Source organism: Allobosea sp. TAB14 (genome assembly GCF_052113865.1).
GTDB classification, from domain to species: domain Bacteria; phylum Pseudomonadota; class Alphaproteobacteria; order Rhizobiales; family Beijerinckiaceae; genus Allobosea; species Allobosea spartocytisi.
Genome location: NZ_JBFRDQ010000024.1, coordinates 18,519 through 31,770 on the forward strand (window position 1 = coordinate 18,519; position 13,252 = coordinate 31,770).

At 67.6% G+C, this 13,252-nt stretch carries 11 protein-coding genes and 2 pseudogenes; 7 read left to right on the plus strand and 6 right to left on the minus strand.

Annotated features, from left to right (window positions below; genetic code table 11):
* Positions 1 to 27: 27 nt before the first annotated feature.
* From AB4Y99_RS05680 to AB4Y99_RS05695, 4 genes are all read right to left on the minus strand, one after another.
* On the minus strand, positions 28 to 1,245 hold the full coding sequence (locus AB4Y99_RS05680) for a glycosyltransferase family 4 protein (protein WP_441522655.1): 1,218 nt from the start codon (positions 1,243 to 1,245) through the stop codon (positions 28 to 30).
* 44 nt (positions 1,246 to 1,289) lie between these two features.
* Positions 1,290 to 2,168 carry a glycosyltransferase family 2 protein gene (locus AB4Y99_RS05685; RefSeq protein WP_441522656.1) on the minus strand — a complete coding sequence of 293 codons (879 nt, stop codon included), beginning with the start codon at positions 2,166 to 2,168 and terminating at the stop codon, positions 1,290 to 1,292.
* 31 nt (positions 2,169 to 2,199) lie between these two features.
* Positions 2,200 to 3,582, minus strand: coding sequence for a hypothetical protein (locus tag AB4Y99_RS05690; protein ID WP_441522657.1), 1,383 nt, complete (start codon positions 3,580 to 3,582; stop codon positions 2,200 to 2,202).
* Between the two features lie 221 nt (positions 3,583 to 3,803).
* Positions 3,804 to 3,971, minus strand: coding sequence for a hypothetical protein (locus AB4Y99_RS05695; protein WP_156116009.1), 168 nt, complete (start codon positions 3,969 to 3,971; stop codon positions 3,804 to 3,806).
* A gap of 322 nt (positions 3,972 to 4,293) precedes the next feature.
* On the opposite strand from AB4Y99_RS05695, the gene parE reads away from it, so the two are divergent.
* The 3 genes from parE (at position 4,294) to AB4Y99_RS05710 (ending at position 7,843) form a co-directional block, all read left to right on the plus strand.
* A complete protein-coding gene (parE, locus tag AB4Y99_RS05700) occupies positions 4,294 to 6,375 on the plus strand; it encodes a DNA topoisomerase IV subunit B (RefSeq protein ID WP_441522658.1) in 2,082 nt (693 codons plus the stop codon).
* Between the two features lie 165 nt (positions 6,376 to 6,540).
* Entirely contained in the window at positions 6,541 to 7,482 is a 942-nt protein-coding gene (locus tag AB4Y99_RS05705) for a LysR family transcriptional regulator (protein ID WP_038365778.1), read from the plus strand.
* Positions 7,483 to 7,582: 100 nt separating this feature from the next.
* Positions 7,583 to 7,843 (plus strand): hypothetical protein, encoded by a 261-nt coding sequence (locus tag AB4Y99_RS05710; protein ID WP_038365775.1) that lies wholly within the window; start codon positions 7,583 to 7,585, stop codon positions 7,841 to 7,843.
* Positions 7,844 to 7,845: 2 nt separating this feature from the next.
* On the opposite strand, the gene AB4Y99_RS05715 is transcribed toward AB4Y99_RS05710, so the two are convergent.
* Positions 7,846 to 8,541, minus strand: a complete 696-nt coding sequence (locus AB4Y99_RS05715; RefSeq protein ID WP_038365772.1) for an alpha/beta fold hydrolase — start codon at positions 8,539 to 8,541, stop codon at positions 7,846 to 7,848.
* A 161-nt stretch (positions 8,542 to 8,702) separates the two neighbouring features.
* Here AB4Y99_RS05715 and AB4Y99_RS05720 point away from each other — a divergent pair, with 161 nt between their 5' ends.
* Both AB4Y99_RS05720 and AB4Y99_RS05725 read left to right on the plus strand, forming a co-directional pair.
* Positions 8,703 to 10,187 carry a DEAD/DEAH box helicase gene (locus AB4Y99_RS05720; RefSeq protein ID WP_441522659.1) on the plus strand — a complete coding sequence of 495 codons (1,485 nt, stop codon included), beginning with the start codon at positions 8,703 to 8,705 and terminating at the stop codon, positions 10,185 to 10,187.
* Between the two features lie 599 nt (positions 10,188 to 10,786).
* Positions 10,787 to 11,206, plus strand: a pseudogene (locus AB4Y99_RS05725) (GGDEF domain-containing protein); the annotation flags it as partial.
* A gap of 33 nt (positions 11,207 to 11,239) precedes the next feature.
* Here AB4Y99_RS05725 and AB4Y99_RS05730 read toward each other — a convergent pair.
* A pseudogene (locus AB4Y99_RS05730) lies at positions 11,240 to 11,596 on the minus strand (HesB/IscA family protein); the annotation flags it as partial.
* A gap of 205 nt (positions 11,597 to 11,801) precedes the next feature.
* Here AB4Y99_RS05730 and AB4Y99_RS05735 point away from each other — a divergent pair.
* Both AB4Y99_RS05735 and AB4Y99_RS05740 read left to right on the plus strand, forming a co-directional pair.
* Positions 11,802 to 12,869 carry a malate/lactate/ureidoglycolate dehydrogenase gene (locus AB4Y99_RS05735; RefSeq protein WP_429069523.1) on the plus strand — a complete coding sequence of 356 codons (1,068 nt, stop codon included), beginning with the start codon at positions 11,802 to 11,804 and terminating at the stop codon, positions 12,867 to 12,869.
* Positions 12,870 to 12,876: 7 nt separating this feature from the next.
* Positions 12,877 to 13,233, plus strand: a complete 357-nt coding sequence (locus AB4Y99_RS05740; RefSeq protein ID WP_441522660.1) for an MmcQ/YjbR family DNA-binding protein — start codon at positions 12,877 to 12,879, stop codon at positions 13,231 to 13,233.
* The last annotated feature ends 19 nt before the right edge of the window (positions 13,234 to 13,252 follow it).

The following is a 13,252-nucleotide window of genomic DNA, read 5'->3' on the forward strand; positions in this document are numbered from 1 at the left end:
CAGCGCGCTCGGCGTCGGGCGCGTGTCTCAGGGCTTCGCGCTGAGGAGCAGCCGATAGCTCTCGATCGTGCGCCCGACATGCCGCTCCGTCGTCAGCGGGTCGGCCCAATAGCCGCGATAGGCAGCTATGCCCATCGCGCTTGCGCAGGCATCGTCCTTCAGGCGCGTCAGCGCGGCCGAAAGGCCGGCGACATCCCCGCGATCGACGAGGACGCCATCCTCCCCGTCGGCGACCCAGCTCGCTGAACCGGTCGTCCGCGCCAGGATTACCGGCACGCCGAGCGAGCGTGCTTCGGCGATCACCAGCGGTCCAGGCTCGTACCAAAGCGATGGCTGCACCAGGCAACGTGCCTGCGCGATCTCGTCGAAGACACGCTCGGCCGGCACCCAGCCACGAATCTCGGCTTGCGGGTTGAGCCGCGCAATCTCACCGGCAAGCGGCCCTTCGCCGACGAAACGGACGGGCATATCAGCGTCGCGCGCAGCCTTCGCCAGGACATCCGCCGCCTTCTCCTGGGTAAAGCGGCCAAGGAACAGCGCGTGCCGGCTGCGGGCGGCGTTGACCGGCGTGCGCCTTTCCGCCTCCACCATGTTCTCGACCACGACATGCCGGGCCTGCCGCGGCAGAAAAGGTTCCGCGAAACGGCGCGCGAAATCGCTGACATGGATAAAGAGCGGCGCGTCGAGCTTGCGCATCGCCTTGTCGGAGCCGAACTGCCGGGCGACGCGGATCAGCTTGTGCGGATAGGAGGCGCGGTCGCAATTGCAGGCCACGCAGCCGATCGACATCGGCCTGCGTTGACAGAGCGCGTTCGCCTTGAAGTCGAAATAGCCGCCGACCGGACAGAACGAGAAATAGTCGTGAACGGTCAGGGCGACAGGCAGCCCGCTTTCTCCGGCTGCGGCGATGGCAGCCGGACTGAAGGCCTTGGTCCATTGATGGAGGTGCACCAGCGTCTCGTCGCGCGGCTGGCGGGCGAGAAGGTCGCTCAGAAAGCTATAGGCCTGGGCATTCCAGATACCTTGCCTGGCGGCTGCGAGCTTGCTCTCGACCTGCCAGATTTCCTTGCCGGCGAAGTGTTCCACGCTGATCCGCGGATGGTCGAGCCGTTCGGAGATGGGGCCGATGGCGCAAGCGAAGACGATCTCGACACCAGCCTCAGCCAGCCCACGCGCGCTCTCGATGGCGACCTTGGCGGCACCGCCGTTGACCGAACCGAAATCGCTGATAATCACCGCGCGCACGAAAGTCTCCAGGCGGGATTCTGGCCGTCAAAGATTGACGGCACCTACTTGAACGACAGGATCCGCTGCGGTGCGAGCCGCCCGCGCAGCAGGTCCCAGAAAGCGAGGCAGTTCCCCTTCAGCCGGCCGATCCGGTCGACCGGGTTGTTCGGCTTGAGGCTGCCGCCGATATTCGCCGCGACATTGCCAGCGGCAAGCCGCAGAGCGCGGCGCGGCCTGAGCGTGCCCTTGCGCACCAGATAGACCGGGTTGGCGATCTGCGAATAGCCGAAGCGCAGACCGGAGGTCCGTCCGCGCTTGCTGCCGCGGTGCACACCGCGCAGCGAGGTCGAATGCACGATCCGCCCCTGCYCGGCGAGCTGCTGGCAGAAATCGGTGTCCTCCTGCCAGCCATAGAGCGGCAGGTTCTCGTCGAAACGCGCCCCGGCCGCCCGGATCGCCGCGACCCGGAATACCATGTTGCAGCCATAGGCATTCTCGACCGGCGTCAGCCGCGCCTCCGCCGGCGCAATGTCCCGCGCCAGGATCGCCCGGGCTTCCGCGGCAGCGAGGCCGGGCCCGTGGATGCCGTCGGCAAGCACCTGTCCGGTCGCGACAACGATGTCGCCTTCGCGGCCGAGCAACGCCTCCGCCTCGGTGACGAAGGACGGGGCCGGCAGGAAATCATCGTCGAAGAACAGCAGCAGCTCGGCATCGCCGATCGCGTCGAGAATGGCATTGCGTTGCATGCACAGCCCCTGTCGCGGCGCGACCCGCCTGACCGGCACGGCGAGCGTCGCGGCGAAGGACCAGTCGACATCCTCCTCCTGCGCCGGGCAGATCAGGATCTCCGCCGGCAGCCGCTCCTGCCGCGCAAGCTCGGCGAGCGTGTCGCAAAGCACCTCCCGGCGCCCGGCGGTCGCGATCCCGACGACGATCTTCATGGCTGGAGCGTTCCGATCATGCATCCGTCCCTCAATGCGCCAGCCATCGCAGCATGCGGGGCAAGACGGGCAGGCTCGCGAGCATCGTCACGCCGAGCCCGGCCGCGGCGGCCAACACCACGTTCCCGCCAAGCCAGGTCGATATCGCCCAGGCCGCGACGATGGCCAGCAGGGCGGAGGCGAGCGGCAGCCGCGGCATCTCGAACGGCAGCAGGCGCAGCAGCAGCAGGCCGCCGGCGAGCGCGACAAGCGCTCCGACGGCCGCACCGGCCGAGATCGTGAAATCCGTTCCGCCGAACCACGCCGTGGCGGCCAGAGCACCGGCGCACATCAGCGCAGAATCGAATACGGCGAGCCCGGCGATCGCCGCCAACCGACGCTGGAGATGGGCCGCCGTCGGCAACAGGGTCTGCACGATAGCCCGGATCAGCGCCGTGAACGTGATGAGGGGCGCGACACGCAGGAAGGATTCGCGCAGCTCGGGCGCGATCAGCAGCGTCGTGGCGACGGCCAGCAGGCTGAGCACGGCCGCGGCGCCCATCGCCGAGAAGCCGGCGAGCAAGGCATAGTAACGCCCGAGCTCGCGGCGGAATTCGCCGCTGCCGCCATCGCGGTCGAAGAGCTGTACGAGCGATGGATAACGGATGGCGTAGATCGCCGAGACGATCAGGACGAAGGGGCGCTGCAACAGATCGAGTGCTAGCAGCGGCGCGGCAGCCGCCTGCCCTCCCAGCGTGGCGGTGAAGATCGCCTTCAGCCCGAGCGGTGCCAGCATCGCGGCGACGGAGGCTCCCGCGGAGATCCCACCATAGGCGAGATGCCGGCGCATCGCCTCGAGGCTCCAGCGCCCCGGTTCGCCGAAACCGCCGCGCGAGACCAGGATCGCCAGGACGAGATAGGCGAGATAGCCCGCCATGGCGCCGCCGAGGACATGGGCGAAATCCGCCCCGGCCCAGGCGCCGGCCAGCGTGCCGATGGCCATCAGCGAGGCGCGCAGGGCCTGCATCCAGGAGAACAGCCGGAAGGCGTGCCGGAAGCGCAGCATGGTGAGATGGATCTCGCTGCCGCCCTGCACGATCGCCGCGACCGCGCCGAGCCCCGCGACCGGTGCCGGCACGCCGCAGAACCACGCGATCAACGCACCGACAGCGCAAAACCCGCAACAGGCCAGGAATTCCGAGGTGATGGTCCCGCGCTCGGTCGCCTCGCTCTGCGCGTCGGGGCCGGGATAGAAGCGGCTGCAGGCGAAGCGAATCCACTCGAAGCAAGCGATCGCCCCGAACTGCACGACCGAGATGAACAGCGAATAGGCCGTGAACTCCGCCGCCGGCAGCCGGTGCGCGACAACGAGCAACAGCCCCAGCGCCAGAACGGCCTGGTAGATATAGGCTCCGAGCGCAGCGATCTTCGCCATCGCGGCCTCAGCCTGCGACAGTGGCGGCGACGCGGCCTGTCAGACCGGCACTGGCAATGATGGCACCGTTCACGCGCGAAACCCTCCACCGTCAGGCGTAGGGCCGAAAGGTTGATATTTCGCGTCGGGGAGCACCGGACCGAACCACGAACCGGATGCCAGCGCCCGGACGGGGGCGCCGGCACGATCCGGAAGGGGCGCCGCGCCCCGGCCGTCAGGGATCAGGAGAAGTGCAGGACGGCGAAACCGGCGCCTGCCGCAACGGCAGCGAGCCACCAGAGCCCTCGCGAAGACGTCCAGTCCAGGCGCGGCGCTTCCGCCACGACGCGGGCATCCTCATAGCCGAAGGACTCGCCGGCCAGACGCGCAGCGCGCTGAAGCCCAGCCATTCTCGTCACAGGAAACGACTGACGCGACACCACGGCGACCTCCCCCTAGGCTGATCTTAGCGCATTGCGAATCGCCGCATAGGCCCGATCACGCACATCATCCTGATCCTTGCCGCTTAACGCAGCCTGAATGGACCGGGTTCCGGCAGAGGTTCACGACGATCCATGACCTGCCGATGACGGCGAGCAACGCAAGGCTCCTGACAGATGTGGAAGGCGAGGTTTTTATAGCGGCCGGCGCGGTCTATAAGCGGCCGCGAAGCGCAGGACGGGTCGGAATGCGCTAGAGTTTAGCGTTGCGAATCAGGAAGCATTTGGCGCGATGGCGGAGAATGGCGATCTTTTCGGCTCGGACGCGGAGCGGCCGGCTGAGGCTGGCCCGAAGCCGGAACTGCGCGCACCCGCCGAGGCTCCGAAAGCGCCGCGCGGCGGCGCAGGAGCTGCGCGCAACGGAACCCTGTCCGAGACCGGCTATGACGCCTCCGCCATCGAGGTGCTGGAGGGGCTCGAGCCCGTCCGCCGTCGGCCAGGCATGTATATCGGCGGCACCGACGAGCGCGCGCTGCACCACCTCTTCGCCGAGGTGATCGACAACGCCATGGACGAGGCCGTGGCCGGCCACGCCACCTTCATCGACGTCGAACTGTTCGAGGACGGCTCGATCGCGGTGACGGACAATGGCCGCGGTATCCCGGTCGACCCGCATCCGAAATTCCCCGGCAAGTCGGCGCTCGAAGTCATCATGACGACGCTGCATGCCGGCGGCAAATTCGACTCCAAGGCCTATGAGACCTCGGGCGGCCTGCACGGCGTCGGCGTTTCCGTCGTCAACGCGCTCTCAGATCGGCTCGAAGTCGAAGTCGCGCGCGGCAAGACGCTCTATCGCCAGATCTTCTCGCGCGGCCTGCCCCAGGGACCATTGGAGACGGTCGGTGCCGTCGCCAACCGGCGCGGCACCAGGGTCCGCTTTCACCCGGATGCGCAGATCTTCGGCGAAGGCGCGCATTTCTCGCCTGCCCGCCTGTTCCGCATGGCGCGGTCGAAGGCCTACCTCTTCGGCGGCGTCGAGATCCGCTGGACCTGCGCGCCGGCGCTGCTGAAGCCGGAGGGCGATGTCGCGGCGGAAGCCGTGTTCCGCTTTCCCGGCGGCTTGCGCGACTATCTCGGTCGCGAGATCGAGGGCAAGGACCTCGTCGCCGAGCCGATCTTCTCCGGCAAGATCACGAAGGAAGGCGGCCACGGCTCGCTCGAATGGGCCATCGCCTGGCTCGCCACCGGCGAGGACGGCTTCTCCTCCTCCTATTGCAATACGATCCCGACTCCCGAAGGCGGTACCCATGAGCAGGGCCTGCGCATCGCCCTGCTGCGGGGCCTGCGCGACCATGCCGAGCGCATCGGCCAGTCGAAGCGCATGGCGCAGGTCACCTCCGACGACGTGATGGCGACCTGCGCCGCCATGCTCTCGGTCTTCATCCGCGAGCCGGAATTCCAGGGCCAGACCAAGGACAAGCTCGCGACGCTGGAAGCCTCCCGCATCGTCGAGAACGCGGTGCGCGACGCCTTCGACCACTGGCTTGCCGCCGCACCTCAGCAGGCGCTGCGCCTGCTCGACTGGTCGGTGGATCGCGCCGAGGAGCGGCTGCGCCGCCGCCTCGAGAAGGAAGTCTCGCGCAAGACCGCGACGCGGAAGCTCCGCCTGCCCGGTAAGCTCGCCGATTGCTCCAATGCCGGCGCGGCCGGCTCCGAGCTTTTCATCGTCGAGGGTGACTCGGCCGGCGGCTCTGCCAAGCAGGCGCGCAACCGCGCCAACCAGGCGATCCTGCCCTTGCGCGGCAAAATCCTCAACGTCGCCAACGCCACGCGCGAGAAGCTCAACCAGAACCAGCAGCTCGCCGACCTGATCCTGGCGCTCGGCTGCGGCATCGGCACGCAGTTCCGCGAGGACGACCTGCGCTACGAGAAGGTCATCGTGATGACGGACGCCGATGTCGACGGCGCCCATATCGCCTCCCTGCTCGTCACCTTCTTCTGGCGCCAGACGCCGAAGCTGATCGAGAAGGGTCATCTCTACCTTGCCGTGCCGCCGCTCTACCGGCTCCAGCACGGCGGCAAAAGCGTCTATGCCCGGAACGACGCCCACAAGGACGAGCTGATCGAGACCGTCTTCAAGGGCAAGAAGCCGGAGATCTCGCGCTTCAAGGGCCTGGGCGAAATGATGCCGCAGCAGCTCAAGGAAACCACCATGGACCCGGCCAAGCGCTTGCTGCTCAAGGTCATGGTGGACCATGAGGCGAGGGAAGAGACCTCCGATACGGTCGAGCGGCTGATGGGCAACAAGCCCGAGGCCCGCTTCATCTTCATCCAGGAGCGGGCGGCCTTCGCCGGCGAGCTGATCGACCTGTGATCGCCGGCGGCGAGCCCGGCATTTCTGCAAGGCTGCACCTCAGCGCCGCCGGGCTGCCCGCTTGCGAAAGGATTGGCAGGGTTCGCGCATGTCGAACCCCTTCCGCTTCCCGGACGATCATGATCGCAGAAGCCGCGCCCCGCTCGGCGAGCCGTCCCTGACGATATGGCCGAGCCTGCTCCACCTCCATCTCGACGCGACGGCGATCTGGCGGCGCCCGCCGGGAACGCCTCCTGGGACGACATCCGGATCTTCAACGCCATCGCCAGCGGCGGGTCGATGGCCGTGGCGGCGGCGCGGCTGGGCTTAAGCGAGGCCACCGTCACGCGCAGGCTCAAGGTGCTGGAGAAGGATCTCGGCCTCCAGCTCTTCATCCGCGAGGCCAACCGCCTCGTTCCGACGGCGATCGGCATCGAGCTCGCGGCGGAAGCCGGTGAGGTCGAGGCGGCCACCCGGCGCTTCCTGTCGCGGGCCGATGCCGCTCGTCCGCTCGCCAATGCGCCGGTGCGCGTCACCGCGACGACCTCGATCAGCCTGTTCCTGACCATGCACGCCACCACGGTCTCCAGGGATGCCGGCGGCGTCGAAATCGTCATCATCAGCACGCGCGACCGGCTTAGCCTCGCCCGTGGGGAAGCCGACATCGCGCTGAGGATGAGCAACCCGCCAGCGGAACCGGGCTATTACGCGCAGAAGATCGGCCGGCTGATGCAGGCGCTCTACTGCCGCCACGATGTCGATCCGGCGACGGCGCCGATCATCTCGGTCAACCGCGAAACCTCCTCGCGCATCGACGATCATATCCTGCGTTTCGCGGCCGGCAGGCCGATTGCGGCCCGAGTCGGCGATTCCGCGGCACGCTATGAAAGCATCCGCTCGGCCGGCGCGCTGTCGATGGCGCCCTGCTTCATGGCCGATCTCGACCCCGGCCTCCGGCGCATCGCACCGCCGCCGGACGCGACCGGCGACGACATCTACCTGCTCTCGCATGACGTCTCGCGCCAGCGCGCCGGCGTCGGCGCCGTGCTGGCGGCGCTGCGCAAGCTCTTTCGCGAGCATCGGGCGCGCCTCGAAGGGCGATCGGCCGAGACCGGCCCCTTATCCTGAAAATGCCGCGCTTTCCGGAAAGATCCGGCTAACCAAGCTTTTACCGCTCTCGGTGCATGCTTGCGCCATACCCGTGCGGACACGGGACACGGAGAGCGCAATGCGCCTGATCCAACTGTTCTGGAAGAACAATCGCGGCACGGCGGCCATCGACATTGCCAAGGCCGCCGCGGCCATCGCCTTCCTGTCGGTCATCGCCGCCAATTTCGTCTCGAACCAGACGGCCGGCCTCGACAGGGACAAGCTGGCGCAGGCGAGCCTTGCCGCCGCGAAGCGCCAGCCGGTCGATCCGATGGTCACCGGCTCCATCAGCCAGACTGCGAACGCGACGAAGCTCGACCCCTGCGCCCTGCCCCGCTGATTTCAGGCCAGCCAGCGCGCCAGTTCCGCCGCCACCCGTTCCGGCTCCTCCAGCGTCGAGAGATGGCCGCAGCCCGGCAACGTCGCCAGCCGGGCCTTCGCGCCGGCGAGCCCCGCCATTTCCTGCGCCTCCGCCACCGGGGTGATCTCGTCCTCCTCACCGACCAGCACCAATGTCGGAAGGGATAGGCCCGTCAGGACCGGTCGCGAATCCGGCCGCTTCATGATGGCCTTCTGCTGACGCACGAAACCGTCGGCGCCGATATCGTCGGCCATCCGGCGCACCAGCAGCCGCAACGGCTCGTCCGTCAGCCGGGCGGGCGCCACCAGGCGCTGCCAGAGCAGTGTCGTGACGTTGTCATAGGCCCCCTTCTCCGCGAGATCGATCATCTGGGCGCGGGGCTCATTGCTTTCGGGGGTCGCCGGCTTGGCGCTGGTGTCGAGCAGCGCCAGCCTCGTGACGCGCTCCGGTGCCCGGCGCAGCACCTCGAAGGCGACATAGCCGCCCATCGACAGCCCGCAGAGCGCAAAACGCGGCGGCGCGGCTGCCAGAAGACGCTCAGCGATGGCACCGAGGCTGTCGTCGCGGCTGTGTTCTGCGACCAGAACGAGGCGGCCATCGGCCAGCCGCGACCATTGCGGAGCATAGAGCGCGGCGGTGCAACTGAGGCCGGGGACGAGAACGAGCGGGTCCTTCATCGGGCAAAAATCGTCCTTTTCTGGCTACGTGATTGACTTTGCCGCGTTTTCTTTGCATTCCACACGGGTCCGAAGGCGCGCAGGAACTGTTGTCGCGCCAGCGTGGCGGTTGATGGACCCATCCCGCCGCGTGTCACCGACTCTGAAGAAGCGCCATACGCATGTCATTTGCCGAACTCGGCCTGAGTGAAAAGGTTCTGACGGCTGTCACGGCCGCCGGCTATAGCACACCGACTCCGATCCAGGCCCAGGCCATTCCGCATGTGCTGGCCCGCAAGGACGTTCTGGGCATCGCCCAGACCGGCACGGGCAAGACGGCGGCCTTCACCCTGCCGATGCTGACGATCCTGGAGACGGGCCGCGCCCGCGCCCGGATGCCGCGCACGCTGATCCTGGAGCCGACGCGCGAGCTTGCCGCGCAGGTCGAGGAGAACTTCACCCGCTACGGCGTCAATCAGAAGCTTTCGGTCGCGCTGCTGATCGGCGGCGTCTCCTTCGGCGACCAGGACGCCAAGATCACCCGCGGCGTCGACGTGCTGATCGCGACGCCCGGCCGCCTGCTCGACCATGTCGAGCGCGGCAAGCTGCTGCTCACCGGCGTCGAGCTTCTCGTCATCGACGAGGCCGACCGCATGCTCGACATGGGCTTCATCCCGGATATCGAGCGCGTCTGCAAGCTCGTGCCCTTCACCCGGCAGACGCTGTTCTTCACGGCGACCATGCCTCCCGAGATCACCCGGATCTCCGAGCAGTTCCTGCATAATCCGGTCCGTGTCGAGGTCTCGCGCCCCGCGACCGCAGCCACCACCATCACGCAGCGGCTGATCGCCTCCAACCCGCAGGATTTCGAGAAGCGCGAGACGCTGCGCAAGCTCATCAAGGGCGCGACCGATCTGCAGAACGCCATCGTCTTCTGCAACCGCAAGCGCGATGTCGCGACGCTGCACAAATCGCTGTTGCGCCACGGCTTCCCGGCCGTCGCCCTGCATGGCGACATGGACCAGTACGCCCGCATGGCGGCGCTCGAATCCTTCCGCAYCGGCGAGAACCCGATCCTGGTCGCGAGCGACGTCGCCGCGCGCGGCCTCGACATTCCGGCCGTCAGCCACGTCTTCAACTTCGACGTGCCGACCCATGCCGAGGACTATGTCCACCGCATCGGCCGCACCGGCCGCGCCGGTCGCGAAGGCGCCTCCTTCACCATCGTCACCCGCCATGACGACAAGCTCGTCGCCGCGATCGAGAAGCTCACCGGCCAAAGCATCGCCTATGAAGGAGCGGGTCTCGACGCCTTGCCGCCGGGAGCCCCCCGCGAGGAACGCCGCGGCAAGCGCGACGACAAGCGCCCGTCTTCCCGGGACCGCGGACGGGGCGAGCGCGACCGTGGACGCAACGAACGCCGTCCGCGCAGCCATAGCGAAACGGAAGCCGCCCCCGCCGTCGTCGAGGCTGTCGAAGAGCGGCGCGACGCCGCGCGGCGCCCGCGTCCACAGGTGGAAGCCGAGCAGCCCATCCGCCCCGGAACCCCGGAGCGCAAGGAGCGCGACGGGCGGCGGCGCAATCGCGACGACGATGACGGCCCGCAGGTGAAAGGCCTCGGCGATCATGTGCCGGCCTTCCTGCTGCGGCCGGTTCGGATCGGTTGACGCTGCGGCATAAACCCGATTTTAACGGCCTTTACTTGATATCTCCGTCGTCGCGGTGCGAAAGTCTCGCGATGGACGGGCGCATGCCGCCGTATATGCGGACAGGATGTCCCGCTTCGATTGAATGATCGAAGTCGACGTGGCCGAAAGCCGCGACCCGCTTCGCACGGGAATGGCATGATATGGACGAAGCCCCGGTTTCCGCCCATCACGACCTGGCCGAGCGCGTCGTCGCCGCCATGCGGCAGCATGATTCACCGAGCTATCCGCGCGCCTTCGAGGTCTGGTATGCMCATCTGAGCGGCGAGATGCCGGCGGTCAGCCTGGCGCTGAACGCCATCCTCGCCGGCAGCGACGGCAAGGTCACGGCCGCCGATATCGACAGCCTCTATGAGCGCTTCATCAATACCGAGCGCTTTTCGCGGCAGGCGGAGCGCACCAGCCTGCAGGTGCTGGGCGAGATCGACAGCATGATGGCGCTGATCGACAAGGCGCTCGGCTCCAGCGAGCTCTATCACGGCAGGCTGGCGGCGATGTCGGAAGACGTCCCACCGATGACCGACCGGCAGAAGCTGCGCGAATGGGTTGAGGCGCTGGTCATGTCGACCCGCGAGGAAGTGACGCGCAAGACCCAGCTCGAAGCGGAGCTGCGCAACAGCTCCAACGAGATCCGCAACCTGCGCGAGGCGCTGGAATCGACGCGCGCCGAAGCCCTGACCGATCCGTTGACCGGCCTCGCCAACCGCCGCCATTTCGAGGAGATGCTGCAGAAGTCGATCGACCAGGCCACGCTTCGGCGCGAGCCCTTCGCGCTGGTGATGGCCGATATCGACTTCTTCAAGCGCTTCAACGACGCCCATGGACACCTGACGGGCGATCAGGTGCTGCGCCTCGTCGCACGCACGATGAAGGACAAGTTCAAGGACAAGGCGGTCATCAGCCGCTTCGGCGGCGAGGAGTTCGCGATCATCCTGCCGGAGGCCGACCTGATCGCCGGAAAGTTCGGCGCTGAGACGGTGCGCCAGGCCCTGCTCACCCGCGAGCTGATCAAGCGTGATCTCGACCGATTCGCCGCAACCGCAGGCCGAGACCTGGTTGGGATTGTTGAAGACGAAGGTCGAGGAAAAGCGATCGGTCCTGAAGTCGAGCTCTGTGCCGAGCAGGAACAACACCGCCTTGGCATCGACGATCACGGTCGCGTCCTTTTCGGAGACGACCTCGTCACCCTTATTGATCTCGCGGGCGATCTCGAAGGTGTACTCCATGCCGGCGCAGCCACCCTTCTTCACGCCGACCCTGAGGCCGAGCGCCGGCGCGGCATCGCCCGCGCTCTGCGCCATGATCTCGCGGATGCGGGCAGCGGCTGCATCGGTCAGAGAGATGACCTTCAGCCCGGGTATCGAAAACATTGTTGTCCCTCCTCGACCGGGTTCAAGGCCCGGTGAAGCAACATGATGGACCTAACATAGGGATTGCAGGCGCTTCCGTCGAGGTGCGGCGCGACACAGCTGGCGCGCCATGCGTTCATGCGCCGGCATCCTCGCGCGCCATGCATTGCGGTTCGCCCTCCGGCATGCACTCTGGAGCGCCTTCGATCCCAGCGTCAGGGAAGCCATGCCTCAACGCCTGCACCGCCCCGAAGCCCTCCGCTCCCTCGTCCGCGACATGGTCACCAGGGCCGGCTGGAGCGCGCAGGAGGCCGAGGAGACCGCCGACCACCTCGTCCTCGCCAATCTGAGCGGCCATGACAGCCACGGCGTCGGGATGATACCGCTGTATTTCCAGTCCCTTGCCGACGGAAACCTCAAACCCGAATCGAAGGGCGAGATCCGCCTCGACGCGGCGCCCTTCCTGATCGTCGACGGCAACATCGCCATCGGCCAACCCACCGCGCGCAACGCCGTCGACCGCGCCGTCGAGATCGCCAGGACCGGTGGCGTCGCCATCGTCAACCTGCTCGATTCGCACCATATCGGCCGCATCGGCCACTATGCCGAGGTTGCGGCGGCGGCCGGGCTGATCTCCTTCTTCTGGGTCAATGTCGCCGGCCGGCCGCCGATCGTCGCACCCTTCGCTGCCAAGGAAGCACGCTTCGGCACGAACCCGCATGCGATCGGCATTCCCGTCCCCGGCGGCGATCCGCTGATCCTCGATTTCGCGACGAGCCGCATGGCGCATGGCAAGGCCCGCGTCGCGCTCAACAAGGGCGAGCAGGTGCCGCCCGGCTACATCATCGACGGCGAGGGCCGCCCCACGACCGACCCTTCCCATGTCTTCGCCAGCCCGGACCGGCCGCTCGGCGCGCTGCTGCCCTTCGGCGACCATAAGGGCGCCGGCCTTTCGCTGATCGCCGAATTGCTCTCGGCGGGGCTGATGGGTGCGGCGCGCATCGACCAGAAGCCGCAAAAGAGCTGGACCATCAATTCGCTCTTCGGCGTGCTGATCGACCCTGCCCGGCTCGAGCCCGATGCCGGGCTGCGCAAGAGCCGCATCGACAGCTACCTCGCCTTCGTGCGCGCCGCCAAGCCGCAGGATCCGGCCAACCCCGTCCTGGCGCCGGGCGACAAGGAGCGGAAGGTCCGGATCGAGCGCGCCGCCGCCGGCATCCCGCTCGACGACGAGACCTGGTCGCAGATCAAGGCCGCCGCCGCCCGCTACGGCATCGACGCCGACAGCTATTGAGCCCCTCATGCTGCAAGTGGCCTACAACGCCTTCTGGGCCGCCCTGCCGGCGACCAGCCATGTCGTCCAATGGGGCGGCGCGGATGTCTGGAAGGTCGGCGGTAAGGTCTTCGCCATCGCGCGGCCGCAGGAGGACGGTGAGATGGCGGTGAGCTTCAAATGCTCGCCGCTGGCTTTCGACATTCTGAGGGAGCAGCCGGGCCTGAGGCCCGCGCCCTACCTCGCCTCGCGTGGCATGAAATGGATCCAGTGGCTGTCGCCCGAGAGCATGCCGGACGACGCCTTGCAGGATTATCTGCGCGAAAGCCACCGCCTCGCCGCCGCAGGGCTGACGAAGCGGGTGCGCGCCGAACTGGGCCTATAGGAGCGCTTCGCCCCGGAAC